21 protein-coding genes and 1 tRNA gene are annotated in these 24293 nt (G+C 64.5%); 7 read left to right on the forward strand and 15 right to left on the reverse strand.

The features are described from left to right. The first annotated feature begins 50 nt into the window (after nt 1-50). Entirely contained in the window at nt 51-1496 is a 1446-nt protein-coding gene (locus tag YY7_RS0112105; protein ID WP_028163471.1) for an MATE family efflux transporter, read from the forward strand. Between the two features lie 10 nt (nt 1497-1506). Here YY7_RS0112105 and YY7_RS0112110 read toward each other — a convergent pair whose 3' ends face one another. The 3 genes from YY7_RS0112110 to YY7_RS0112120 form a co-directional block, all read right to left on the reverse strand. Then, complete coding sequence (locus tag YY7_RS0112110; protein WP_028163472.1) at nt 1507-1908, reverse strand: SRPBCC family protein; 402 nt, start codon at nt 1906-1908, stop codon at nt 1507-1509. 114 nt (nt 1909-2022) lie between these two features. Continuing rightward, nucleotides 2023-2382, reverse strand: coding sequence for a VOC family protein (locus YY7_RS0112115; protein ID WP_028163473.1), 360 nt, complete (start codon nt 2380-2382; stop codon nt 2023-2025). A gap of 57 nt (nt 2383-2439) precedes the next feature. Further along, complete coding sequence (locus YY7_RS0112120; RefSeq protein WP_028163474.1) at nt 2440-3279, reverse strand: helix-turn-helix transcriptional regulator; 840 nt, start codon at nt 3277-3279, stop codon at nt 2440-2442. Nucleotides 3280-3424: 145 nt separating this feature from the next. Here YY7_RS0112120 and YY7_RS0112125 point away from each other — a divergent pair. Beyond that, nucleotides 3425-3498: transfer RNA gene (locus YY7_RS0112125), tRNA-Gly, on the forward strand. Nucleotides 3499-3508: 10 nt separating this feature from the next. Here YY7_RS0112125 and amaB read toward each other — a convergent pair. The 4 genes from amaB to YY7_RS0112145 form a co-directional block, all read right to left on the reverse strand. Further along, nucleotides 3509-5026, reverse strand: a complete 1518-nt coding sequence (amaB, locus tag YY7_RS0112130) for an L-piperidine-6-carboxylate dehydrogenase (protein WP_028163475.1) — start codon at nt 5024-5026, stop codon at nt 3509-3511. A gap of 149 nt (nt 5027-5175) precedes the next feature. Next, a complete protein-coding gene (locus tag YY7_RS0112135; RefSeq protein WP_035689941.1) occupies nt 5176-6234 on the reverse strand; it encodes a class I SAM-dependent methyltransferase in 1059 nt (352 codons plus the stop codon). 266 nt (nt 6235-6500) lie between these two features. Then, on the reverse strand, nt 6501-6866 hold the full coding sequence (locus tag YY7_RS0112140; protein WP_028163477.1) for a nuclear transport factor 2 family protein: 366 nt from the start codon (nt 6864-6866) through the stop codon (nt 6501-6503). A 185-nt stretch (nt 6867-7051) separates the two neighbouring features. Next, entirely contained in the window at nt 7052-7267 is a 216-nt protein-coding gene (locus YY7_RS0112145; RefSeq protein ID WP_028163478.1) for a ChaB family protein, read from the reverse strand. Nucleotides 7268-7398: 131 nt separating this feature from the next. Here YY7_RS0112145 and YY7_RS0112150 point away from each other — a divergent pair, with 131 nt between their 5' ends. Then, entirely contained in the window at nt 7399-8553 is a 1155-nt protein-coding gene (locus tag YY7_RS0112150; protein WP_245287260.1) for an alpha/beta fold hydrolase, read from the forward strand. Nucleotides 8554-8805: 252 nt separating this feature from the next. On the opposite strand, the gene YY7_RS0112160 is transcribed toward YY7_RS0112150, so the two are convergent. Continuing rightward, nucleotides 8806-9477: a helix-turn-helix domain-containing protein gene (locus YY7_RS0112160; RefSeq protein WP_196237257.1), complete on the reverse strand. Its 672-nt coding sequence runs from the start codon at nt 9475-9477 to the stop codon at nt 8806-8808. Nucleotides 9478-9718: 241 nt separating this feature from the next. Beyond that, nucleotides 9719-10555, reverse strand: coding sequence for a universal stress protein (locus YY7_RS0112165; RefSeq protein WP_028163481.1), 837 nt, complete (start codon nt 10553-10555; stop codon nt 9719-9721). A 303-nt stretch (nt 10556-10858) separates the two neighbouring features. Between YY7_RS0112165 and YY7_RS0112170 the strand changes: the two genes are divergently transcribed. Together YY7_RS0112170 and glk are read left to right on the forward strand one after the other, a co-directional pair. Continuing rightward, nucleotides 10859-11314 (forward strand): CBS domain-containing protein, encoded by a 456-nt coding sequence (locus tag YY7_RS0112170; RefSeq protein WP_028163482.1) that lies wholly within the window; start codon nt 10859-10861, stop codon nt 11312-11314. A gap of 201 nt (nt 11315-11515) precedes the next feature. After that, nucleotides 11516-12484, forward strand: coding sequence for a glucokinase (glk, locus tag YY7_RS0112175; RefSeq protein WP_028163483.1), 969 nt, complete (start codon nt 11516-11518; stop codon nt 12482-12484). Between the two features lie 98 nt (nt 12485-12582). Here glk and YY7_RS0112180 read toward each other — a convergent pair whose 3' ends face one another. Beyond that, nucleotides 12583-12933 carry a RidA family protein gene (locus YY7_RS0112180; RefSeq protein WP_028163484.1) on the reverse strand — a complete coding sequence of 117 codons (351 nt, stop codon included), beginning with the start codon at nt 12931-12933 and terminating at the stop codon, nt 12583-12585. A gap of 65 nt (nt 12934-12998) precedes the next feature. Beyond that, entirely contained in the window at nt 12999-14657 is a 1659-nt protein-coding gene (locus YY7_RS0112185; RefSeq protein ID WP_028163485.1) for an FAD-binding dehydrogenase, read from the reverse strand. Nucleotides 14658-14928: 271 nt separating this feature from the next. On the opposite strand from YY7_RS0112185, the gene YY7_RS0112190 reads away from it, so the two are divergent. Then, nucleotides 14929-15393: a hypothetical protein gene (locus YY7_RS0112190; protein WP_028163486.1), complete on the forward strand. Its 465-nt coding sequence runs from the start codon at nt 14929-14931 to the stop codon at nt 15391-15393. Nucleotides 15394-15576: 183 nt separating this feature from the next. On the opposite strand, the gene YY7_RS56485 is transcribed toward YY7_RS0112190, so the two are convergent. Next, complete coding sequence (locus YY7_RS56485; protein ID WP_028163487.1) at nt 15577-18576, reverse strand: autotransporter outer membrane beta-barrel domain-containing protein; 3000 nt, start codon at nt 18574-18576, stop codon at nt 15577-15579. A 654-nt stretch (nt 18577-19230) separates the two neighbouring features. On the opposite strand from YY7_RS56485, the gene YY7_RS51445 reads away from it, so the two are divergent. Beyond that, on the forward strand, nt 19231-19842 hold the full coding sequence (locus YY7_RS51445) for a helix-turn-helix transcriptional regulator (protein WP_245287261.1): 612 nt from the start codon (nt 19231-19233) through the stop codon (nt 19840-19842). Between the two features lie 9 nt (nt 19843-19851). On the opposite strand, the gene YY7_RS0112205 is transcribed toward YY7_RS51445, so the two are convergent. From YY7_RS0112205 to YY7_RS0112215, 3 genes are all read right to left on the reverse strand, one after another. Continuing rightward, nucleotides 19852-20295 (reverse strand): hypothetical protein, encoded by a 444-nt coding sequence (locus YY7_RS0112205; RefSeq protein ID WP_028163488.1) that lies wholly within the window; start codon nt 20293-20295, stop codon nt 19852-19854. 180 nt (nt 20296-20475) lie between these two features. Further along, nucleotides 20476-23994, reverse strand: coding sequence for a transcription-repair coupling factor (gene mfd / locus YY7_RS0112210; RefSeq protein ID WP_028163489.1), 3519 nt, complete (start codon nt 23992-23994; stop codon nt 20476-20478). Continuing rightward, nucleotides 23991-24275: a succinate dehydrogenase assembly factor 2 gene (locus YY7_RS0112215; RefSeq protein ID WP_028163490.1), complete on the reverse strand. Its 285-nt coding sequence runs from the start codon at nt 24273-24275 to the stop codon at nt 23991-23993. Before YY7_RS0112215 ends, mfd begins: the two co-directional genes overlap by 4 nt. Nucleotides 24276-24293 lie beyond the last annotated feature (18 nt).

Below are 24293 nucleotides of genomic sequence, written 5' to 3' on the forward strand. Positions count from 1 at the left end.
TAGGGAAGCACCCGCGCCGCGGCATTCAGACCGCGGGCGTCGGAGTGGAAATGCCCGATATTGCGGTTGCCGAAATACCTGTCGACGAGGAAGAGCGCCCGCTGCCACCGCGGGTGACGGCGCCGGCGCGCAACCGCCTGCTCGACGGGCCGATCCTGCGCACGCTGCTGTGGCTTGCCTGGCCCAACGTGATCGCTCTCTCGGCCGGCACCTGCGTGGTGATCGCGGAGACCTCCTATATCGGCCGGCTCGGCGTGGAATCGCTGGCCGCGATGGCGCTGGTGTTTCCCTGCGTGATCCTGACCATGACCATGTCGGGCGGGGCCATGGGTGGCGGCGTGGCCTCCGCGATCGCGCGGGCACTTGGCGCCGGCGAGACCGAGCGCGCCTCCACGCTTGCGGCGCATGCGCTTCTGATCGGCATCAGCTTCGGGCTGGTCTTCATGCTGGGCATGCTGATCTTCGGCCCGCATCTTCTGGAATTGCTCGGCGGCCGCGGCAACGTGCTGGCGCAGGCGATTGCTTACAGCCAGATCTTCTTCGGCGGCGCCGTGCTGCCGTGGCTGATGAACACCATGGCGGGCGTGCTCCGCGGCACCGGCAACATGAAACTGCCCTCGACCATGATCCTGTCGTCCGCGGTGTGGCAGATCATCCTGGGCGGCACGCTGGGCCTTGGCCTCGGCCCCATCCCGCAATTCGGCATGCGCGGCGTCGCGGCGGGTTCGCTGATCGCCTATTCGATCAGCATTGCCGTGATGGGCTGGTACCTGTTCTCCGGCCGCGCCCGCGTCGTGCCGAAGCTCAGGGGATTGCGCATCCAGTGGGCGATGTTCATCGACATCCTGAAGGTCGGCGCCATCTCCTGCTTCTCGCCGCTGCAGTCGGTTTTGACCATCAGCATCTTCACCCACATGCTGGCGAATTTCGGCACCGCGATTCTGGCCGGCTACGGCATCGGCGCGCGGCTCGAATTCATGCTGACGTCGCTCGCGTTCGCGACCGGCATCGCCTCAGTGCCGATGATTGGCATGGCGGTCGGCGCCGACCGCATTGCGCGGGCGCGGCGGATCGCCTGGACCGCGGGCACGGTGTCGTTCGTCTCGGTCGGTGCGATCGGCACCTTCCTCGCCATCTTCCCCGACCTCTGGGTCAACCTCTTCACGGGTGATCCCGCCGTGCGCCTGGCCAGCCATCAATATCTGTCGACGGCGGCGCCGATGTACGCTTTCATCGGGCTGGCGATGTCGATGTTTTTCTCCTCGCAAGGCGCGGCGAAGGTGCTGGGCCCGGTGCTGGCGCAGACCGCGCGTCTGCTGTTCATCGCCGCCGGCGGCTGGTGGCTCTCGACGCATGAGGCGACCGCGCAGAACTTCTTCATGCTCGCGGCCGCCTCGATGGTCGTGCTCGGCGTGCTCTCATGCTTAAGCGTGGTGCTGACACGCTGGGGCCCGAAGCGCGCGCCGATTGCGAAGGTAAGTCCCGCGCTGTCCTGACACAGGTTCATCACGCCGACTCTCGCCCGAGCTTGTTCTGCATCGCACTGACGCCGAGATCCATCTGGGAGGAGATGTAGGGCGCGATCTCGTTCGGCAGCACATCGGCGATCCATGTTACGCGGCTGCGGGAATCGCCGTCGGCGAACACCTGGATGGATGCGCTGTGCTGCTTCAGCCGCTCGCTGACGACGGCATAGACCAGCCGTCGCCGCGCCTCGTCGCAGTCGACGAACAGTTCACGCGCGACCGTGCCGTTGGAGAAGGTGACGATGCGGGCATCGCCATCGAGCTTGGTGTCGAGCACGAAGCCCGGCACCAGCCGCGTATGCGGCGCGCCGAAATCGCGTAAGGCATCCCATACCTGGTCGGGATGCGCATCGATGATGAATTCCTTGTGGATGGATGCCATGGGGTAATTCCTTTGTGAAGTCGCGTAGGGTGGGCAAAGCGAAGCGTGCCCACCGTCAAGCTCTCTGCTCGTAATGGTGGGCACGCTCCGCTTTGCCCACCCTGCGATCGCGGCTTACGCACACACCGCCTCGACATTGTTGCCGTCGGGGTCGATCAGGAACGCCGCGTAATAGGTCGGGCTGTAGTCCTTGCGATGGCCGGCTGCGCCGTTGTCGCGGCCGCCAGCTTTCAATCCTTCGCTGTGGAATGTCTTGATCGCCTCGTGGTTCGGCGCGCGGAATGCGACATGGGCGCCGCCATTGCTCTTGCCCTTGTGCAGATGCAGCCACAGCGCCGGCTCGCCCTTCGGGCCGAAGCCGGCGCCACTGTCATCGCGCGAGCACAGGACATAGCCGAGCGGGGCAAGCGCCGCGGTATAGAAACGCACGCTGGCGTCGAGATCGCCGACGCGCAGTCCGATATGGTCATACATGATCGTTCTCCAGTGCTTTAGGCGCGCCTGATGACGCGCTGGACTGGAGGAGGCTAGCTAGTGCAGCGCCAGCCGTTCTTGGAAAATCTTGCGGTCGCCGCGCGACGCTTTTCGGAACGCATGCGGCGAGACGCCGGCGGCGCGGCGGAACGTGCGCACGAAATTGGAGAGATCGCCGAAACCGACGTCGTAGGCGATCTCGGTGACCGAGCTGTCGTCATCGGCCAAGCGGCGCGCCGCGTGGCGCAGCCGCGAGCGCACGAGATATTGATGCGGCGTCACGCCGAGGACGTCCGAGAACAGCCTGAGGAAATGGAACGCGCTGATGCCGGCCTGATCCGCCGCATCATCCAGCCCGATTTCTTGCTGCGAATGCGCATCGATCCACAGCGCGGCCTCGACCGCGCGGCGCCGATCGCGCAAGGCGGCTGTCACCGGCTTCGCCGCGCGCCCCGACACCACCTCGACGAAGCGGTTGGCCAAGAGATGGCCGGCCTCGTCAAGGCCGATGTCGCTGTTGCCATCTGCTGCCGTTTGCGCGAGTTCGCCCAGCACCATCAATTCCGGCAGCGGCGGCACCGATCCGATCTGCCAGACCGCGCGGCTGTCGCCGATCGCCTGCACCAGCTCCGGATGCAGGTAGAACGACAGGCATTCGTCGCCGCCGACATGGTCATGGGTGCAGGTATATTCGTCGCCGGGATGGCCGACCAGGATCGCGCCGGTCACCAGCTCATGGAAACGGCCGCGGCAATGGCAGCCGAAGCTGCCCTTGCGGACATAGGAAATCGAATGCGCATCATATTGTTCGGCAAACGGTTTCTCGCCGGGCACCGCGGTGCAGCGGAACTCGTTCACTGCAATGCGCTCACGCTGCAACAGCGGCCTTCGGATCATGTCCTAGGACTTAGCGATGCGCCCGCCGCGGCGCAACGCCCCAAGCAGCCCACCCGGAATCTGGACGTTTTCCGTTAAGGAGAACGCCAGAGGCGACTTGGCGAAAGCCTCGGTCTCGGCTAATCAGGTGCAGAAAGCGAGATCCGCGGGCGTAGTTCAATGGTAGAACGGCAGCTTCCCAAGCTGCATACGAGGGTTCGATTCCCTTCGCCCGCTCCAATCCCTCGCGTCAGCCGACATCGAATTTGACGCCCTGCGCCAACGGCAGTTCGCGCGAATAGTTGATAGTGTTGGTGGCCCGCCGCATGTAGCCGCGCCAGGCGTCGGATCCGGATTCGCGGCCGCCGCCGGTTTCCTTCTCGCCGCCGAACGCGCCGCCGATTTCGGCGCCCGACGGGCCGATATTGACGTTGGCGATGCCGCAATCCGAGCCGACCGCGGACAAGAAGGTCTCGGCCTCGCGGATGTCGGTTGTGAAGATCGACGATGCGAGCCCCTGCGGCACCGCATTGTGGCTGGCGATCGCCTCGGCAAGATCGCGGTAGCGCATCACGTACAGGATTGGCGCGAACGTCTCGCGCGGCACCGGGCCGGTTTGGGCGGGCATCTCGACCAGGGCAGGCGCGACGTAATAGGCGGCTTGTGATTGATGATCCACGCGGGTGCCGCCATGCACCTTGCCGCCGAGCGAGGTTGCTTCCTCCAGCGCGCGGCCCATCGCCTCGAAGGCGGCTGCATCGATCAGCGGGCCGACCAAAGTGCGCGACTCGCGCGGGTCGCCGATGGTGACGGAACGGTAGACGCGGCTGAGCCGCGAGACGAAATCATCGGCGATGCTTTCGTGCACGAACAGGCGGCGCAGCGAGGTGCATCGCTGGCCGGCGGTGCCCATCGCAGAGAACGCGATGCTGCGCAGAGCGAGGTCCTGATCGGCGGAGGGCGTGACGATCGCGGCGTTGTTGCCGCCGAGCTCGAGAATGGCCCGGCCAAAGCGCGCGGCGACGCGCGGGCCGACCTGCTTGCCCATCCGCGTCGATCCGGTGGCCGACAGGACGGCGACGTCGGGGTGATCGACCAGGACTTCGCCGACCGTGCGGTCGCCCTGCACCAGTTCGGCGAGACCCTGCGGCGCATCGCCGAAACGCGCGAGCGCACGCTCCATGATCGCCTGCACCGCGCAGGCGGTCAGCGGCGTTTTCTCCGAAGGCTTCCACACCACGGCGTTGCCGCAGACCAGCGCAAGCGCTGCATTCCAGCACCACACGGCAACCGGAAAGTTGAACGCCGTGATGATGCCGCATACGCCGGCCGGATGCCAGGTCTCCATCATCCGATGACCGGGCCGTTCGGACGCGATCGTCAATCCATAAAGCTGGCGCGATAGCCCGACGGCGAAGTCGCAGATGTCGATCATCTCCTGCACCTCTCCGAGTCCCTCGGAGAGGATCTTGCCGGCCTCGATCGTCACCAGCCGCCCGAGCAGTTCTTTCGAACCGCGCAATTCCTCGCCGAGCAGGCGCACCAGTTCGCCGCGGCGCGGGGCAGGGACAGTTCGCCAAGCCAGGAACGCGCTGCGCGCGCGGGCGATCGCCGCGCGCATGTCGTCATCGCTTCCAGGCTTGAGACGCCCGATGACCTCGCCGTCGATCGGCGAGCGGGCGATCAGACTGCCGTCGGCGACGAAGGCCGGCAGAGCCCGCAGCTTCGTCAGGAGATCGATGGCTTCGCTGGTGACAGAGGTACTCATGGCAGATGTCCTCGGATCAGCGGTCGCGCATATCAGCGCCCGCCTCGATCCGTTAGCAAGTCCCGCAAGCGCTCGTCCGCGTCAAGTCCATCCGCCGCCACGCGAAGAAACTTCGCGCGGCGGCGCTGCGTGCTGGCGTTATTGCGCTGTTATGGCCGTGCTTCGAGGATCAGGTTGAACGGCGTTTCGGTGGCGCGCCGGAACCTGGTGAAGCCGGCTTCGCGGGCGATCTCGCGCAGCCTGGCCTCGCCAGCCTGCGCGCCCAGGGCGAGCCCGACCTCCTGGTCCAGGGAGGCCGGCGTGCAGACCATGGTCGAGGCCGCATAGTAGACCCGCCCGATCGGATTGAGATTGTCCTCCAGCCGGTCATTGGCGAAGGGCTCGACCAGCATGCAGGTGCCGTCCTTGGCCATGGTGCTGCGGGTATGCTTGAGCGCACCGACCGGGTCGCCCATGTCGTGCAGGCAGTCGAAGAAGCACACGAGATCGTAGCTGTCGGCAGGAAAAGTCTTTGCGGTGTGGGTCTCGAAGTGCATGCGATCGGACAGTCCCGCCTCCCGCGCCAGCTCGCGCGCGGCCTGGACCGAGCCCTCGTGATAGTCGAACCCGAAGAATGTGGATTTCGGAAACGCTTCCGCCATCAGCCGAGTCGATATGCCATGGCCGCAACCGACATCGGCGACCTTCGCGCCCCGCTTCAATTTGTCGACGACGCCCTCGAGCGAAGGCAGCCATTCCTGCACCAGATGATGCTTGTAGCCGGTGCGAAAGAAGCGCGCCGTTCCGCAGAACAGGCATTCGCTGCGCTTGTTCCAGCCGACGCCCTTGCCGGTCTTGAAGGCGTCAGAAATCTTCTGCTCGTCGAGGAATGTCGCCGCTACGACGTTGCCGACCGCGCCCAGGAAAACCGGGCTTTCGTCGTCGGCCAGCGCCATGGCCTGTTCCGGCAGCATCGAGAATTTTCCCGATGCGGCGTCATATTCGACGTAGCCCGAGGCCGCTTGCGCCGACAGCCACTCGCGCACATAGCGCTCCGCGGTGCCTGTTGCCTTCGCCAGTTCGGAAGAGTCCATCGGTCCCTTCTCGGCCAACGCCTTGTAGAGGCCGAGCCTGTCACCGATCAGCATCAGCGACGCGTTCATCGCGGCGCCGATGTCACCAATCATCCTGCCCATGAAAGAGTTCAGGCGGTCACTATCAACTTCCATGATATGCCTCCGTCGAAATTGCTTTTCACCGAAACTGTCACATCGACGCTGCGCAAAGCGACTCTTGCGGGATGCAAAACCGCTTCATCGCAGCGCGCGATAATGGTGTGGGAGGTGAGGCGTTACTTCTCACGACAGCGAGATCGCCGTCACAAGCGCGCGAGCGGTAACGCAAACTTGCTCTGCTCTATTCTTTCTTCTCGGCAGTGCATGGCAGCGAGGCTGACGGATGTTGCGTCAGTAGCACCGCCATGCACCGCATCGTATCACGCGCCCTGCGGCACCTGGTCGAGGAAGCCGGTGATGCTCTTGATGCGGCCGTCCTTCAGCACCGCGAAGTCCGTGCCCTTGATCGGGCCGTCGGCGCCGTCGGGACCAAGGCCCCAGCAAAAGCGGAGATGATCGCCGAAACCGTTGGGTTCGCCGATCAGTTTGAATTTGAAGGCCGGAAATTTTTCCTGGACGCCCGATATCAGCGCATCGACGCCTTCATGGCCGTCGCCGCTCATCAGCGGATCGACATAGCGTGCGTCCGTGGTCCAGTTCTCGGCCAGTATCTCGCGGCGCCGGCTCGGCGTGCGCTCGTTCCACAGTTCGATATAGCGGCTTGCGATGGTTTTGTGGTGGGTCATCTTGCTCTCCTTCGCGTGTCGCCGAATGGATCGGCTGCTGCGGACTATCGGATGTTGGCGTGAGCTAATCGATTACCTCCGAGGTCATCGCCGGCCGCTTGGAAATCTGCGGTGGTGCGCGAAACCGGATCACGTGCCAGTCGTTGGTTTCGCGCTAGAGCAATTCGAACAAAACTCTTCAGGTTCTAGATTCCGGGTCTCTGGATCCAATGATCGCCGACCTTGTCATAGGATCGCTTCACCGCCGCCCAGGCGGTCCGGTGTGCGATCTCCTCTTGCCTGATGTCGCCCGCATGCGCGGCAAAGGAATGGTTGAAGGCTTCGCGATAGATGTCCTGGGCATGCGGAGGCAAATGGCTGCGAACCGGAAATGGCAGATCCGCATTCGAGGGATAGGGCATGGATAACTCCCCTGCTAACCCGCTCTGGCCACCGCTAATATGGTGGTCCTATATTGTCCACGCTTGATCGAGGTCAAACCTTCCGCTGATGCCTGTCCGACCATGGCGCCGGCGAGCAAAGGGGGGTGAGCTTGAGCGAAAAGAGCAGACCACCGCAAGAGAAGCCGAGCGCCGACACGGATTGGGCGGTGCAGACGCTGCTATGGCCAATGGCAGCCACGCGATTGGCGCTGGAAGCCTATCTGCATTGGTTCGCTGGTCGCGAGCCCACGCCGTCCGAGCCGGAGAACGAAACGCCGCCCCCCTGGTCCACGCCGAACGTGATCGCGCTGCAGCTCGCCTCGATGCGGCTGCGGGATTTTTCACGCAAGGCGACGGGCCAGCCGCTTCTGATCTGTGCCCCCTTTTCGCTGCACGAAGCTTTGGTCGCCGATTTCGCGCCCGGCCATAGCCTGGTGCAGGCCCTGCAACAGGACGGCATGGATCGCATTTATGTCACCGACTGGTGCTCGGCGACATCAGAGATGCGCTATCTTTCGATCGACAGCTATCTCGCCGACCTCAACGTGGCCGTCGATGACATCGGCGCACCGGTCGATCTCATCGGCTTGTGCCAGGGCGGGTGGCTGTCGCTGGTCTATGCGGCCCGTTTTCCGCACAAGGTGCGGCGGCTCGTGCTCGCCGGTGCGCCGGTCGATGTCTCCGTGCCCTCAGATTTGTCGCGGATGGTGGCAAGTGTGCCCGAGGCAGCGTTCGACGAACTGGTGCACCAGGGAGAGGGCATCATAAGCGGCAAGCATACGCTTCGCTTCTGGAGCATGCCGCTCACCCTCCATGACGTCGAAGCGACCTTGCAGCGGGATCTCGGCGATGGATCGGAACAAGGCGCGGCACTGCTGGCACGCTTCGAGCGCTGGGATCGCAAGCTGCTGGATTTGCCAGGAACCTTTTATATCGAGGCGACCAACTGGATCTTCCGCGAGAACCGGATCGCCCAGGGACGATTCATCGCGCTTGGCCACAAGATCGATCTCGCCGATGTGACGGTTCCGGTTTTCCTGCTGGCAGCAGAGAAGGACATTGTCGTGCCGCTCGAGCAGGCACTCGCCACGGCGCGCCTGCTCGGCACGCCGCCGCAATGGCTGGAGCAGTCCTCCGAGCCGTGCGGTCACCTCGGTCTTTTCATGGGGCGCGAGAGCTTGAGCCGTTCGTGGCGCCGGATCATCCGCTGGCTCCAGGCCGGTGGCGACGATGTTGCGGAACCAAGGCCCAGGATCAGGGCGTGAAACGAAAGCCTTCGGCGGGAGCCGGGCTATCTCAACTCGGCTAGTGCGAGCGGACGCATCGCATCGGGCGCGGCAATATGCTGGACAATGGCCTGCCGGCGCGAAGCTTCGGTCCGGTCGCTGCTTCAGCCATGAACCGCCAGCAGCATGATCGCGAGTGCGGCAGCAGCACCAAGCGCAATGATCTTGCGATGGTGCCACGGTCCGCGCTGATCAATGAATGGTTCATGGCACACCTCGGTCGTCAGGCGTTCAGGCGTTCAGCCGGTTTAGCGCAGCCCGGTTCCGCAATTCGATCCGGCGCGAAGTCGCCAGCGTGATGGCGCCGGATTGTTCCAACTGGGTGAAGGTGCGCGACACGGTCTCGATGGTGAGGCCGAGGTAGTCGGCAATGTCCTGGCGCGACATCGCAAGTTCGATCGAATTCGTGCTGGCGGTGCGGCGGGCGATATCGAGCAGGAATCCCGCGACCCGCTCCTCGGCCGTCTTGATCAGGAGCAGCATGTGATTGCGGAAGTGCTGCAGTTCGCGCGTGGTGGCATCCCAAAGCTGCTGCGACAGATCCTTCTCGCGCTCGGCACGCAGCATCACCGCGCTGCGCTTGACGATCAGGACCTGCGCCCCGTTCACGGCCTCGGCGGAAGACGAGTGCGTTTCGCCCGCCTCAAAGCCGAAGATGTCGCCCGGCAGATAGAAGCCGCCGATCTGGCGCCGGCCGTCTTCCAGCACCTTGTAGGTGCGGACGGTGCCAGAGACTACCTGATAGAGATATTCGGCTTCGTCACCTTCGCCATAGATCTCGGCATTGCGCGCATATTGAAAGGGCGTGCCCATCAGCGCAAGCGGTCCCTGCATGGCCGGGCTTCCGAGACGGCGCGGCGTGCTCGCGGCCTGGATGACGGGGCGGGAAGCGTCGGTGTGCATGGCGGGCTCCTTCAAATCATCTGATGGAGCCAGACTGCCTGCCTGCACCGCGCCTGAAAATTCGGAGTCCTTCCCTAAGGAAGATTACGGACCCTAAGGAATGTTACGGAGGGCTGGGACCCAGACAATCGTCATTGCGAGCGTAGCGAAGCAATCCATGGCTCCACGTGCGGAACGATGGATTGCTTCGCTGCGCTCGCAATGACGGACGATACGCGACGGCGGAGGCCCGCCAGCCAGCTCAATGCGACATCAGCGTCGGTACCGTCATGCACTGGAGCATCTCGCGGGTGACGCCGCCGAGCAGCCGTTCCTGCAGCCGCGAATGCCCGTAACCGCCCATCACCAGCAGATCGAGGCTCTCGTCGGCCGCAACGGACAGGATGGCTGGCTGGATTTCGGAGTGCGCGGCCGGGAAGGCCATGATCTTGGCCGGCAGTCCAAGCCGCGCCAGATGTTCGACGAGGCGCTGCGGGCTTGCTTCGTCGGGAATCGCCCCCGGATTACCGATGGAAATGATCGTGAGCGCGTCGGCGTGCCGCAGCAGCGGCATGGCATCCCGCAGCGCACGGCCGGCAAGGCGGCTTCCGTCCCAGCAAATTCCGATGCGCCGCGCCGCAAATGCGCCGCGGAAGGTATAGGGCATGAACAAGACCGGGCCGCCTGACTGGAACAGGACTTCCTGCGGCACGTCGTTGTCGAACGTATCGCGGTCGGGTTCCGGCTGCAGGACTACGGTGAGATCATGAAGCCGGGCGCTGGCGCCGGCGATCGCGATTGCCTCGCCTGGTGTCGCGCTCATGGTGCGGCAGGTATACGAAATCCCTGCGTGCTTCGCCTCGACCTCGAAAACGAGCATCGCGGCCTCTGCACGCTCCAGCGCGTGCTGCCGGGTCTCCTCGACGATCATGGCGACCGCAGCGCCGCCGGCCGCGGCGATCGGAACATTGGCGGTCTCGTAGGCGACGGACAGCGCGTCGAGGTGGGCGCCGTACGTCATGGTCAGCAGCACGGCGCCGTCAATCACCGGCCGCGCCGGACGTTCGGAAGGGATAAGCACCAGCAGGTTCTTGAACATCGTCATTCTCCCCCACAATTGGTGGCAATCGGCCCGAATTGGACGCAGTCATAAGAGCACAACGGCCGATCCGGGTATTGATCCAGGTCAGAGGGCGCCGTCGTCATTTTGACGCACATCAAGGTCCGGCTCGCTCGCCGGTGCACGCTGGAGCTTAGGTTCTGATTGAACCAGAGCCGAAGCTCTAGATTTTTGCTTTGACGCGTTTTCTTCACGCGAACCGGTGCCCACCCTCGGATCAAGTCCGAGGGCATGCTTCGCTCGAAAACGCTCTCGCGACCCGAGCCTGTTTGGAGAGAAACAATGCTGGCAACGGATGTCATGCGAACCTGCTTCGCCACCATAAAGCCGAACGCGCCGCTGCTCGATGCCGTCCACCTGCTCCTTGAAACCACCCAGCGTGGCTTGCCTGTGATCGACGATGATGGATCTTTGGTCGGCATCATCTCCGAAGGTGATTTCCTGCATCGCCAGGAGCTGGGCGTGACTGGCCCCGCAGGGTTCCTGCTCGAATTGATGCTCGGAAGAGCGGAGGGTCATCTGATGCGCGAGCGAACGCACGCGTTGCGCGTCGATGCCGTCATGACGCGGGATCCCGTCCGCGTGGATGAGACCGCGACGGTAGACGATGTCGTTACGCGAATGGACGCGCACCAGATATCGCAGGTGCTGGTGGTCCGCGACGGCAAGCCCATCGGAATCGTTGGCCGGACGCAGTTGCTCATCGCGCTCGAACGTTGTTTGAGCCCGCAACACTGACGAAGGGGCGGCAGGCTATTCGCAGCATTTTCGGCCTGGGTTGCGTTGATAAACCACGCAGCGACCGATTCCCAAAACCTCCGTGCGGTGGTACTCGGACCTCATCGCCGCCAGCCAGCCGGCAGGCGCGGACCGGAACCGGCAAGCGGCTGCGCCGAAAGATGGGCGCGTGCTGATCGGAACTCGACAGGAACGGAGTCAATGACCGGGACCAGCCAAGCATTGCTCGCCGATATCGGCGGCACCAATGCGCGTTTCGCGCTCGTCAGGGGTGGTCAGATCGGCCCCATCGAACATGTCAAGGTCGCCGACTATCCGACCTCGGCGGAGGCGATCGCTGCCTTCCTCGCCCGCCACGCGACGGGCGGCGTTGCCACTGCGGCGATTTTCGGCATCGCGGGCCCGATCGAGAACAACCGCGTGGTGCTGACCAACAGCCCGTGGATGTTCGATGCGGCCAGCCTGCGTCAGCAATTCGCCTTCACGGCTGTGCATCTGCTCAATGATTTCGAGGCGCTGGCCTGGTCGCTCCCGGCACTGGGGACTTCCGACCTGGTATCGCTCGGCGGCCGAACTCCGGTCGCCGGCGCTCCCATGCTCGTGGTCGGGCCGGGGACCGGCTTTGGCGCGTCCTGCCTGGTTCCGGCGAGCAAGCCGCCCGTGGCAGTTGTCACCGAAGCCGGCCATGCCACCTTGCCGGCAACGTCGGAACGGGAGGAGCGGGTGATCGATCACCTGCGCGGGCGCTTCGGTCACGTCTCGATCGAACGTGTGCTATCGGGGTCCGGCCTCGCCAATCTCTATGATGCCCTGAACGCCATCGACGGCGCCGGCGCGCCCGCGCGCGATGCGGCCTCGATCACGCAGGCCGCGCTTGACGGGAGCTGCGCGACGAGCCGGGCGGCGCTCGACATGTTCTGCGCGATGCTCGGCATGGTCTGCGGCAATCTGGCGCTGACCTTCGGCGCCCGGGGCGGCGTCTATATCGCCGGCGGCATCGTGCCTCGTTTCGTCGATCATCTGGCGGGATCGGGTTTTGGCACGGGCTTCACCAGCAAAGGCCGGTTCGATGCCTATCTGCGGGAGATTCCGGTCCATGTCATCACCAGGCCCGATGTGACTTTTGTCGGGCTCAAGGCGTTCTTCGAGACCAACGTCGCGGCCGCATAGGTCGCTTCGACGATGGAAGTCGCTCGATCACGCTCGACGAAATGCACGATGCCGGCCGCGCGTCACGGCCGGCATCGCCATTCTCGAGTAAGGCGCGCTTACTTCGCCGCGGTCACCATGATCTCGACAGTGTATTGCGGTGCCGCCAGCTTGGCCTCGACGGTGGCGCGCGCCGGTGTGTTGCCTGCCGACACCCAGCGGTCCCACACGGCGTTCATCTCGGGAAACGTCTTCATGTCGGTGATGTAGATCGTCGTCGTCAGCAATTTCGATTTGTCGGTGCCGGCCTTTGCCAGATGGCCGTCGATGATCGAGAGGATCTCCTCGGTCTGTTTCGTCACGCTTTCACCGGCCGTCTTGTTGGCGACGATGCCGGCCAGATAGACCGTGTCGCCATGCACGACGACCTGGCTCATCCGCGGCCCGGTCTCAAAACGCTGAATGGTCATATTGTTCTCCCGTTGATTGGCGGGTGACTACCTAGCGCAGTCGCTTAACACTGGCGAGTCGCGATTTATCCCACCGCCTTCGCCGCGGCGCGTCCCGCGTTTCGTCCGGAGAACAGGCAGCCGCCGAGGAAAGTCCCCTCCAGCGAGCGATAGCCGTGCATGCCGCCGCCGCCGAATCCTGCAGCTTCGCCGACGGCGTAGAGTCCCCTGATGATCTCGCCGTCGTGGCCGAACACACGTGAATCGAGATCGGTCTCGAATCCGCCGAGTGTCTTGCGGGTGAGGATGTTGAGCTTCACCGCGATCAGCGGTCCATGCGCGGGATCGAGGATGCGATGCGGCGCGGCGGTGCGGATCAGGCGGTCGCCGATATATTTGCGCGCATTGTGCAGGTTCATCACCTGCGCGTCCTTCACGTAAGGATTCGTGATCTCGCGGTCACGCGCCTCGATCTGCGTCCGGATGTGATCGAGCTTCAACAGGTTGTCGCCGGAAAGCTGGTTCATCGCAGCGATGAGATCCTCGAGCCTGTCGCGCACAATGAAGTCGACGCCGTGTTTTTTGAACGCTTCCACCGGCGCCGGCGCGCCTTTGTTGGTCGCGCGCTTGATCGTCATGCGCCAGCTCTTGCCGGTGAGATCGGGGTTCTGCTCGGAGCCCGAGAGCGCGAACTCCTTCTTGATGATGCTCTGGGTCAGGATGAACCAGGAATAATCATAGCCGGTGCCCATGATGTATTGCAGTTGCCCGAGCGTGTCGGAGCCCGGAAACAGCGGCGCCGGCAATCGCCGTCCGGTCGCATCGAACCACATCGATGACGGCCCGGGCAGGATGCGGATGCCGTGCTTCGGCCAGATTGGATTCCAGTTCTGGATGCCCTCGACGTAGTGCCACATCCGGTCGCGGTTGATCAGCCGCGCGCCGCTCGCCTCGGTGATGCCGATCATGCGGCCGTCGACATGTGCGGGCACGCCGGAGATCATGTGCTGCGGCGGTTCGCCCAATCGCTTCGGCCAGTTCTGCCGCACCAGGTCATGATTGCCGCCGATGCCGCCAGACGCCACGATCACGGCTGGCGCGCGCAGCGAGAATTCGCCGACCACATTGCGCGAAGTGCTCTTGCCGCGCTCCACATTGGTCGGCTCGAGGATCGCGCCGGTGACGCCGTCGATCGCACCGTTCGTCACCGACAGCGCATCGACGCGATGGCGGAACTTGAAGATCAGCCTGCCGCTCTTTTCGGCCTCGCGTGCGCGGCGCGCGAATGGCTCGACGATGCCCGGCCCGGTGCCCCAGGTGACGTGGAAACGCGGCACCGAATTGCCATGGCCCATCGCGTCATAGCCGCCGCGCTCGGCCCAGCCGACGATCGGAAACAGGCGATGGCCCATCGCGCGCAGCCAGTCGCGCTTTTCACCCGCGGCGAAAGCGACGTAAGCTTCCGCCCAGCGCCGCGGCCAATGGTCTTCGTCGCGATCGAAGCCCGCTGTTCCCATCCAGTCCTGCAGCGCGAGCGCGTGAGAGTCCTTGATGCCGAGCCGGCGCTGTTCCGGCGAATCGACCAGGAACAATCCTCCGAACGACCAGAACGCTTGGCCCCCGAGCGATTGTTCGCCTTCCTGCTCGACCACGATGACGCGTTTTCCGGCATCTGTAATCTCTGTGGCGGCAACAAGGCCTGCCAGACCCGCGCCCACCACAATGACGTCTACATCCTCAGCCATGTCTTTCGTCCCCCGAGTTCCCTTTGAATGAGACCTGCACGTTCGCGCGCGGTCAACGGCAAAGGGAGCTTGGCGGCCGTTCCGCGAGGACACGGTAAGGTTGTTTCAGTTTGGGACCTCTCATCCGCAAACTGCAGCGTGTGCGCAACACTCGATTTGAATTTGTTTTGATCGAGCTGTGACGGCTGGACAAAAATCCAGACCCGCAACACGCTGGCCAAAGTCTTGCATCACTAAGATCAACGGATTCGATATTCGACTGGGGCAGGCCATGAAGTTGATGACGGGGTTGCTCGCGGCGGTTCTCCTGCTGGCGGGTATGGGGGCTTCGCATGCGGTGGTGCGGATCGCCGACGATCGTGGCGGCAGGATCGGCACTTACGTCGACAGATATCAAGGCCTTCGCAGTTCCGGCGAAACCGTCATCATCGACGGCCTCTGCGCATCGGCCTGCACCATCGTGCTGGGTGCGGTTCCGCATAATCGGATCTGCGTCACCTCGCATGCCAATCTCGGTTTCCACGCTGCATGGGATTTCGGCGCCAACGGCCGCGCCATCACCAATCCCGAAGCGACCCAGATGCTGTACTCGATGTACCCGACCTCGATCCGCCGCTGGATCGCCTCCCGCGGCGGCCTCACCCCGAGGATGATCTTCCTGCGCGGCAAGGCCCTGCAGGCCATGTTCCGGCCCTGCTACCTCGACGCCCAGGCCTCCGCCAACCGGGCGCGCTAGAGCATGATCCGGAAAAGTGTGAAGCGGTTTTCCGAAAAGATCATGCTCAAACAATAACCTAAAGCGCGATGATGATTCATCCTCATCTCATCGCGCTTTAGTGCGCTCCTAGATCATGATCTCCGCGCGAACGCTTCGCGTTGTCGCGAGGGAAAGCCGGTTTCTACCTTTCCGGATCGGGCTCTAGAATCTCCAGGAGAAGCTGCCCTTGACCGAATGATCCTGCACGCGGTCCGCGAGCTGGCCGACATAGGAGATGCCGACGCTGGCTTGCGGCGTGACCCGCAGGTCGAGCCCGCCTTCGACCAGCGCCGCGTTGCGCGCGAGCGGCACGCCCGCGACCATGAAGTTCGCGCCCGTGCTCTGGAACGCCAGCGCCGCCGTCGGGGTGACATCACCGACCGCGTACTGCCACGCCACCGAGGCGCGCGGCGTCAGCGACATGCCGTTCGTCAGCAGGAAGCTGGTGGCGATGCGCGCGCCGAGCGTCGAGTAGCCGACGTCTTCCTTGGTGCCGGAGCCGAGCAACGCGGCGATGCCGCTACCGCCGGTCTCATTGAAACTGTTGGTGTCGAGATGGACCCAGGCGAGCCCCGCAAACGGTTCGAGCGCAACCTGTCCGACGGTCAGCCCATAACCCACCTCGCCGAACACCTGCGCCGTGGTGGCGTCGTAGCGGGCGCGCGCGGTGTCGAAGAAGTTCGGGAAGACGATCGAACGGCTGGTATCGAGCGTGCTGAAGCTTGTCGCCGCACCGCCGCGCAGGCTGAGCGCACCGTAGGTCGCACCGACATAACCGGCGAGATGGGCGGTCTCGACATCAGCGGAACTCGTCCGGTCGCTGACGCGGACGGTTGAACTGGTGTAGCCGCCGGCGATGCCCACGATCCAGTTGGGAGCGAAGCGATGATCGACGCCGCTGAAGAAGCCGGCAAGATCGCGCGTCATGCCTGCGGCATTGCCGTTGCCGTCGAGCCGGCCCCAGGCGCCGACGCCCTGCGCCCAGAACGCCGTCTCGGGAAGCCGCGCGGGCACTGCGGGCGGCGCTTTCATCGGGAAAGCCGATTTCTGCGCCCCCGCATAGGCGAGCGCGGAACTGACCGACGTCGCGTCCATCGCGGCCAATTGCGGTCCCCCCGAGGTGAGCGCGGCCATCGGACCCGCATCGCCGGCGAATGAAGCTTGCCGTAGTCGCCCGAGCACAGCCTCGCGCACATAGCGGGAATCGTCGAGCATCGCGGTCTGCGCGCTGGCATGCACCTCGCCTGACAGCGCATCGAACGCCTGCCGCGCGCCGGCCGCGCTCTGATTGAGCACGGCAGTCACCAGCGGGCTGGTCAGTGAACTCTCCTGCAAGGCGTTGGCCGCCGCGCGCTGGTTCGGGGTCTCCGCGACGTCGGGGAATGCGGTGCTACTGCGGGCGAATCTCAGGAATACGTCGTTGGCACCGTAGCTCAACGTCGGCGTCAGGAAGATGAGGCTGCTGCTGACATCCGCAAATGTGCCGGTGACGCCGCCGTTCGCGGTGAGGATGGTGTAGACTGTCTGCGGCGAAAAGATTCCGCTCTGCGCCAGCGCCAGCACGGTGCCCCCCGTGAGGCTTGCGGTCCCGGTAGCGACAATCCGATCGGATTGGCCGGCCGCATTGGTCTCGACTTGGTAGATCGAGCCCGCCGCGAAGCTGACATTGCCGGCGACGTTCAGGGTGCCGATCGAATTGCCGGGCGCGACGGCGCCGCCATTCGCAACAGCGAGGCCGCCGATGGTACCGATGCCGCCGAGCGTGCCGCCGCCGTTCACAGTGACGGTGCTGGCGAGGCTCGCGCCGGCGTGGTTGTCATCGCCGACCACGAGCTTGCCGGCATTGACGGTGGTTGGACCGGTGTAGGTGCTTTGGCCGTTGAGAACCAGGGTCTTCGAACCGGCCTTGATGAGAGCACCGCCTCCGGTGATCACATTGCTGAGCGTGATGTCCGGGGATTGGTCAAACGTCAGCGTGCCGGCCTGGATTGCAATATTGCCGGTCAGGCCCGGCGTCGAACTGCCGAAGATGAGTGTGTTTGCCCCACCAAGAAACGTGAGAGCATTGGCACGTGTCACGCCGTCGTTGGACAAGCCGCCTGAAATCGTGCCGTTGTTGATGACAGTGGCATCCGTGCCGACGATGCCGGCGCCGCCGCCAAGGGTGCCGCCGCTCCAGCCATCTCCCCCGATGATCGATCCTGTGTTGCTGAGGGATGAACCCGACAGAATGGCACCGGCTCCGCCACCACTGCGCCCCGCCCCACCGCTGCCGCCTCCGAGACCGCCGCGAATGATGCCGCGGTTGTCGAGCGACGAGGCGGCACTCAGAGACACGCCAGCGCCGCCGGTCCCAGCGGGAGCCAGGACGCCGCCATATCCCACGGCGCCGCTGCCGCCTATGCCGCCGGTGATGTTGCCAATGTTGACAACCGAAAGTGCGGCCCCGACAAGGCCGGCACCGCCAGCGCCTCCGACGCCACCACCTCCAGCGCCGACGGCTGCGCCGGCCGTCCCGCCGGTGCCCCCAGCGATTGTCCCGGTGTTGGTGAAGCCGGCACCTGCGGCACTGAATTGAACGCCCACGCCACCGCTGCCGCCACCACCGCCGGTGTCAGGATACGGGGGACCACCGTAAATTCCCGACTTGCCGCCGTCGCCGCCACTGCCACCGGTGATGGTCCCGCTATTGCTGCTGGCGCCGTTGCCGGTGATCACCGCTCCGTACCCGCCTGCCCCGCCACCGCCGCCGCCGCCCGCGCCCCCCGAATTGGCGTCGCCGCCCTTGCCGCCTCGGCCGCCGACCATCGTCCCAGTGTTGGTCAGAATCGTTGTGCCGGCGCCGTTGCCATTGTATCCGCCGCCACCGCCGCTTCCGCCCAGGAGGCCGGTCTGTCCGTCATGGCCGTTCGGATCGCCCGCCGTACCTCCGGTGCCACCAGGAAGACCGCCGTACGCACTACCACCGTCACCGCCCCCCGCGCCGCCGCCGCCGCCGCCAGCGAGCGAATCAGCACGTACGCTATGGCCTGGATTCCCGGTGTAACCAGCGCCGCCACCCCCAGGGGTCCAGCCGAACCCGGGGCCGCCCTGACCTCCGTCAGCCCACGCCGCCATGGTGAAGCCGACAACCACACAAAAAGCGGTGGAACCGACGCGCATGACGCGCCGAACGTGCCGGCGATGACAATCGTGGCCCCGCGACTGGCGGTCCGAACATTTCCACGTCATTGCAGCCCCCACGACACTACCAATTTTCCGCACGCGCCTGTGGTTGCCGCAAAGCCATTTGCACGACTTCTGATCACGTCAACCTGTGCGGCGACTTGCCCATCACCGATGCCGATGTTCGCGCGAAAGTTCGCGACATTGGACTTCAGCAACGTTCATACTTACGCTGGCTCCTCAACGACGCCGAGGAAACAACGCACGCACCCAAACAGTCTTCGATGAATCACGATCTGACTACTGACCGCAAGGTATACAGGCGGTGGCGTGAGCGTTAAGAAAAACGAGCGAGACTTTGCTGCAACAGATTGGGTTCTCGATCGCCGCAAATCTCGCGCAAATAGATTCAATTCCAACCAGAAACTGCAACGCAGAATCCCATGGGCAACCGGGACGGTAGCTCGACACCGAAATCATCCGCCTTTACGAATCGGAACCCGATCTCCACGCGCTACCCGACTTGCTGTTCACGAACGTCAGTCGTCTGATCGACGCGGAAGTTGTAAGCTTCACCGAATTCCATCACGCGAGTCAGGATTTTCGCGCGTTGGTTTCGGTCGAAGACGATGTTGAAAAGATGGGTGCGCGATGCAGGCTTTTGCCCGTCACCGGCACTCGCACCCGTTCTGGCAGTATGATCCTGACTTTTACGGCGAGCGCGCGCTGCGCGACTCGGATTTCTTCACCGATGACGAATACGTCGAACTCCCCATGGCCAGGGAAGCGTTCCTGCCGTCAGGCGCCCGTCGGATGATGGCAATCGTGCTGCAGCATCAAGACTATGTGGTCACGATCGTCGGCCATCGTGTGCTCAATCGCCCGCCCTTCAGCGATTTGGAGTGCGACCGTCTTGAAACGTTCCCGTCCGCACATTCTGCGAAGCTATCGGCAGGCGCAGGAGCGCACGCTCGCCAAGCTCACTCCAGCCGATCGGCTGCGGCTGGCGTTCCCCGCGCCACGCCGCGTCAGATCGACGTGGCATCGTGGATTGCGCTGGGAAAGTCGAACGACGAGATCGCCGGTATCCTCGATGTCGGCGTCGACACGATCAAGGCGTACGTCAAGGCGATCAACAGCAAGATCGACTCGGACAGCCGCCGTGCGGCCATCGTCATCGCCCACACCACACCGCCTTTCGCCGATCTGCCGCCGCTCTGGAAGCTCGGCCTCGATGCGTGGGGCGGCCAGGCGCAGGCGTAAGCTTCTTGGTCAGTAGCACCGCATGATGTTGACGGTCTGCTCTCCGCCGCGCCGTCCGGGGACCGTCACGCTCTCCGAGGGGCAGCTCGAGACATAGGGTCGATCGGAAGGTTCAACCATTGGCGGATAGCGATGGGCCCAGTCCCAAGGGACGTCATAGGTGTAGGTGTTGCGGAAGTCGCCCGAGACCGATTGCGATTGCGGCATGCCGGCGATGCCTTCGCCGACCGCTGGCGCATCGAAATAGCCTGCTGTGCCCGGCCAGAAGCCACCGACAAAGCCTCGCCGATGCGGCCGGAACGCAGGACCAACGTGCCCGCGCACAACCGACGGCGCCGAAGCAACCCCGGCGCGCGCTGCTCCTCCCGACCTCGCGGATGCATCATTCGCAGCGAACAGAAGCGCTGCTGCGCCAACAGACGCGATCAACGCGCCACAGATTCGATAGCTCATGGTACGCACCAACTCGCCAATTACGGAGCCGCACTCGGCGCACGCTAGGCCATGCGCTTTGGTGCCGCCAACGCATACTTAACTGGTAGTTAAGCAGTAATATTAACAGCCAGCTATTGTCTCAAAAGCTCGGGATCGGCCGCGCTGCGCGACCGGCATCCCGTAACCAGGAGGGCGAGCTTACGCCGCCTTCTTGTTCTCGGCGAGATTGGCAAGTTGCCGCAGGATTTCCGTTGTCCCTGCAAGCCGTTCCTCCGGAGTCTTCCATTCCTGGAAGAACACGACCTTCATGTCGGGCCGCACCTTGGCGGCCTGGCCATGCTGGCGGATGAAGGCAACCAGGCGGTCGGGTTGGGCAAAGGCATTGTCGCGGAACGAGATCACGGCGCCCTTCGGACCGGCATCGACCTTCTCGACATTGGCGCGGCGGCAATAGGCCTTGATGGTGGCGACCTTGAACAGATAGCGCACCTCGTCGGGCAGCACGCCGAAGCGGTCGCGCATCTCGACTGCGAAATTGTCGATCTCCTCTTCGGTGTCGAGATCTGCGAGCCGCCGGTACAGCGACAGCCGCACCGAAAGATCGTTAACGTAATCCTCCGGAATGAGCACGGGCATGCCGATCGTGATCTGCGGCGACCAGCGGTCGGCGGCAGGCTCGGCGACGCCGGCTTTGAGGTTGACGATCGCCTCCTCCAGCATCGACTGATAGAGCTCGAAGCCGACTTCCTTGATGTGACCGGACTGCTCTTCGCCGAGCAGATTGCCGGCGCCGCGGATGTCGAGGTCGTGCGACGCGAGCTGGAAGCCCGCGCCCAGCGTCTCCAGCGACTGCAGCACCTTGAGCCGCCGTTCGGCCTGCGCCGTGATCTTCTGCTGCGCCGGCAGCGTGAACAGCGCATAGGCCCGCAGCTTCGAGCGACCGACGCGGCCGCGGAGCTGATAGAGCTGGGCAAGGCCGAACATGTCGGCGCGATGCACGATCAGCGTGTTGGCATTGGGGATATCGAGCCCGGACTCGACGATCGTGGTCGACAGCAGGATGTCGTATTTGCCGTCGTAGAACGCCGACATGATGTCCTCGATCACGGTCGGCGGCATCTGGCCGTGCGCCACCGCGACCTTCATCTCCGGCACGTTCTTGTCGAGGAAGTCCTTGACACCAGCGAGATCCTCGATCCGCGGCACCACATAGAACGCCTGCCCGCCGCGATAACGCTCGCGAAGCAGCGCCTCGCGAATCATCAAGGGATCATGCGGCGCGACGAAGGTACGCACCGCGAGCCGGTCGACCGGAGGCGAGGCAATGATCGAGAGCTCGCGCACGCCGGTCAGTGCAAGCTGCAGCGTGCGCGGGATCGGCGTCGCGGACAGCGTCAGCACATGCACCTGCGCCCGGAGCTGCTTCAGCCGCTCCTTGTGGCCGACGCCGAAATGCTGTTCCTCGTCGACGATCAAAAGGCCCAGGTCCTTGAACTTGATCGACTTGCCAAGCAGCGCATGGGTGCCGACGACGACATCGACGCTGCCGTCAGTGAGCCCCTTCTTGACCTGCGTCAGCTCCTTTGTCGGGATCAGCCGCGAGGCCTGCGCGACATTGACCGGGAAGCCGCGGAAGCGCTCGGCAAAGGTCTTGCTGTGCTGGCGCGCGAGCAGCGTGGTCGGCACCACCACCGCAACCTGCTTGCCGTCGAGCGCGACCGCAAATGCCGCGCGCAGCGCCACTTCGGTCTTGCCGAAGCCGACATCGCCGCAGATCAGCCGGTCCATGGGGCGGCCGCTCTCGAGGTCCTTCAGCGTCGAGTTGATCGCGCCGAGCTGGTCCTCGGTCTCCTCATAGGGGAAGCGCGCGCAGAACTCGTCATAGACATGCGGCTGCACCGGCATCTTCGGCGCTTCATGCAGCATGCGCTCGGCCGCGATCTTGATCAATTCGCCCGCGATCTCGCGGATGCGGTTCTTCAGTTTCGCCTTGCGCGCCTGCCAGCCAGTGCCGCCGAGACGATCCAATTCGACATTGGCGCTGTCGGAGCCGTAGCGCGACAGCAGCTCGATGTTCTCGACCGGCAGAAACAGTTTTGTCTCCGCCGCATAATGCAGCTCGAGACAGTCATGCGGCGCGCCGCCGACCTCCAGCGTCTGCAGGCCGACGAAGCGGCCGATGCCGTGCTCGACATGGACGACGAGATCGCCGGCCGACAGGCTCGTGACCTCCGAGATGAAGTTGTCGAGCTTGCGATGTGCCTTGCGCGGCCGCACCAGGCGGTCGCCCAGGATATCCTGCTCGCTGATGACTGCGACATCGTCGGTCTCGAAGCCCGATTCCATGCCGAGCACAGCGAGCATTGCCTCGTTGCGCGGGGTCGCCTGCACCATGCGCCAGGTGTTGACGTTGGTGACATTGTGGAGCTTGTGGTCCTGAAGCATCGAGCCCATGCGGTCGCGCGAGCCCTCGCTCCACAACGCAATCACCACCTTCTTGCGCTGCGCCTGCAGGGCCTGCACATGGGCGGCGACGGCCTGGAACACGTTGATGGAGGTATCGGCGCGCTCCGGCGCGAAGTTGCGGCCCTGCCGCGCGCCGGCGTCGAACACCTCCGTGCTGCCTTCGGGCACGGCAAACGGCGTCAGCCGCGCCAGTGCGCCATCGTTCAGGCGCTGCGTCCATTCTGCCTCGGTGAGATAGAGCTGGTCCGGCGGCAGGGGCTTGTAGATCGCGCCGCCACCGGGATGCTCCATCGCCTCGCGCCGCGCGTCATAGTAGTCGACAATCTGCTTGAAGCGCTCGCGCGCGGCGTCCTCGCCCTGCGGCTCGATCGCGATCGGCGCGCCGTCGAGATAGTCGAGCAACGTGTCCATCCGCTCCTGGAACAGCGGCAGCCAGTGCTCCATGCCGGGATGGCGGCGGCCTTCGGTGACGGCTTCATACAGCGCATCGTCGCGCTCCGGCGCGCCGAAGGCGGCGACATAGCCCATCCGGAAGCGGCGGATGGTCTCCGTGGTGAGCTGGAATTCCGAGACCGGAACCAGATCGAGCCCGCGCATGTCCAGGAGCGTACGCTGGGTCTCGGCATCGAAGGTGCGGATCGACTCCAGGGAATCGCCGAAGAAATCGAAGCGCACGGGCTGCTCGAGCCCGGCCGGAAACAGGTCGAGGATGCCGCCGCGCACCGCATATTCGCCGGGCTCGCGCACGGTGGAGGAGCGCGTATAGCCGTTGTGCTCAAGCCAGGCGACGATCGAGTCCATCGGCACGACATGGCCCGGCGCGACCGACAGCGCCTGCGCCGCCACCACCTCGCGCGCCGGCACCCGCTGCACGATGGCGTTCACGGTGGTCAGCACGATCAGAGGCTTGTCGCTGCCGGCGAGCCGCGACAGTCGTGCCAGCGTGGTCAGGCGCTGCGCCAGGACGCCACCATGCGGCGAGACACGGTCATAGGGCTGGCAGTCCCAGGCCGGGAACTGCATCACGGCAAGATCGGGCGCGAAGAATTCCAGTGCGCGGGCAAGCTGCTGCATCCGCGCCCCGTCGCGGCACACCACGGCAAGGCTGACCGCCGGCCGCTTCGGCTTCGCCGCGATCGCGCGCGCGAGATCGGCGACAATGAGCCCCTCGGCCCCCTCCGCGACATTGGCAAAGGTCACCGCGCGCCCGGGGGCCAGCAGCGCGGCGGGCGATTTGGCTTGTGGTTTCATGTGTCGTGTTCCACCGCGCGAAACGCCTTGATGCGGGCAAACAGCGCCCCTGCCTCGTCAAGCGGCCTGTCGCCGATCAGCGCGGCATAGAGGTCGGGATCGGGCACCTCGAGCAGATGCTCCAGTTCGGACAGTTCGGCCTCCGAGAGGTTGCCGATTTCGGCGTCCGCAAAGCGGCCGAGGATGAGGTCCATCTCGCGGGTGCCACGATGCCAGCAGCGAAACAATAGCCGCTTGCGGCGGTCGTCGAGCCCGCCGCTCGACCGTGTCGTTCCCGTCATGTCGCCAAATCCATCCAA

This window comes from Bradyrhizobium elkanii WSM2783, assembly GCF_000472865.1.
GTDB classification, from domain to species: domain Bacteria; phylum Pseudomonadota; class Alphaproteobacteria; order Rhizobiales; family Xanthobacteraceae; genus Bradyrhizobium; species Bradyrhizobium elkanii_A.

What these genes read in the sequence shown, in the direction of transcription:
- YY7_RS0112105 (WP_028163471.1), top strand. Translation starts at nt 51, where the DNA reads ATGCCCGATATTGCGGTTGCCGAAATACCTGTCGACGAGGAAGAGCGC.
- YY7_RS0112110 (WP_028163472.1), bottom strand. Translation starts at nt 1,908, where the DNA reads ATGGCATCCATCCACAAGGAATTCATCATCGATGCGCATCCCGACCAG.
- YY7_RS0112115 (WP_028163473.1), bottom strand. Translation starts at nt 2,382, where the DNA reads ATGTATGACCATATCGGACTGCGCGTCGGCGATCTCGACGCCAGCGTG.
- YY7_RS0112120 (WP_028163474.1), bottom strand. Translation starts at nt 3,279, where the DNA reads ATGATCCGAAGGCCGCTGTTGCAGCGTGAGCGCATTGCAGTGAACGAG.
- amaB (WP_028163475.1), bottom strand. Translation starts at nt 5,026, where the DNA reads ATGAGTACCTCTGTCACCAGCGAAGCCATCGATCTCCTGACGAAGCTG.
- YY7_RS0112135 (WP_035689941.1), bottom strand. Translation starts at nt 6,234, where the DNA reads ATGGAAGTTGATAGTGACCGCCTGAACTCTTTCATGGGCAGGATGATT.
- YY7_RS0112140 (WP_028163477.1), bottom strand. Translation starts at nt 6,866, where the DNA reads ATGACCCACCACAAAACCATCGCAAGCCGCTATATCGAACTGTGGAAC.
- YY7_RS0112145 (WP_028163478.1), bottom strand. Translation starts at nt 7,267, where the DNA reads ATGCCCTATCCCTCGAATGCGGATCTGCCATTTCCGGTTCGCAGCCAT.
- YY7_RS0112160 (WP_196237257.1), bottom strand. Translation starts at nt 9,477, where the DNA reads ATGCACACCGACGCTTCCCGCCCCGTCATCCAGGCCGCGAGCACGCCG.
- YY7_RS0112165 (WP_028163481.1), bottom strand. Translation starts at nt 10,555, where the DNA reads ATGTTCAAGAACCTGCTGGTGCTTATCCCTTCCGAACGTCCGGCGCGG.
- YY7_RS0112170 (WP_028163482.1), top strand. Translation starts at nt 10,859, where the DNA reads ATGCTGGCAACGGATGTCATGCGAACCTGCTTCGCCACCATAAAGCCG.
- glk (WP_028163483.1), top strand. Translation starts at nt 11,516, where the DNA reads ATGACCGGGACCAGCCAAGCATTGCTCGCCGATATCGGCGGCACCAAT.
- YY7_RS0112180 (WP_028163484.1), bottom strand. Translation starts at nt 12,933, where the DNA reads ATGACCATTCAGCGTTTTGAGACCGGGCCGCGGATGAGCCAGGTCGTC.
- YY7_RS0112185 (WP_028163485.1), bottom strand. Translation starts at nt 14,657, where the DNA reads ATGGCTGAGGATGTAGACGTCATTGTGGTGGGCGCGGGTCTGGCAGGC.
- YY7_RS0112190 (WP_028163486.1), top strand. Translation starts at nt 14,929, where the DNA reads ATGAAGTTGATGACGGGGTTGCTCGCGGCGGTTCTCCTGCTGGCGGGT.
- YY7_RS56485 (WP_028163487.1), bottom strand. Translation starts at nt 18,576, where the DNA reads ATGCGCGTCGGTTCCACCGCTTTTTGTGTGGTTGTCGGCTTCACCATG.
- YY7_RS51445 (WP_245287261.1), top strand. Translation starts at nt 19,231, where the DNA reads ATGCAGGCTTTTGCCCGTCACCGGCACTCGCACCCGTTCTGGCAGTAT.
- YY7_RS0112205 (WP_028163488.1), bottom strand. Translation starts at nt 20,295, where the DNA reads ATGAGCTATCGAATCTGTGGCGCGTTGATCGCGTCTGTTGGCGCAGCA.
- mfd (WP_028163489.1), bottom strand. Translation starts at nt 23,994, where the DNA reads ATGAAACCACAAGCCAAATCGCCCGCCGCGCTGCTGGCCCCCGGGCGC.
- YY7_RS0112215 (WP_028163490.1), bottom strand. Translation starts at nt 24,275, where the DNA reads ATGACGGGAACGACACGGTCGAGCGGCGGGCTCGACGACCGCCGCAAG.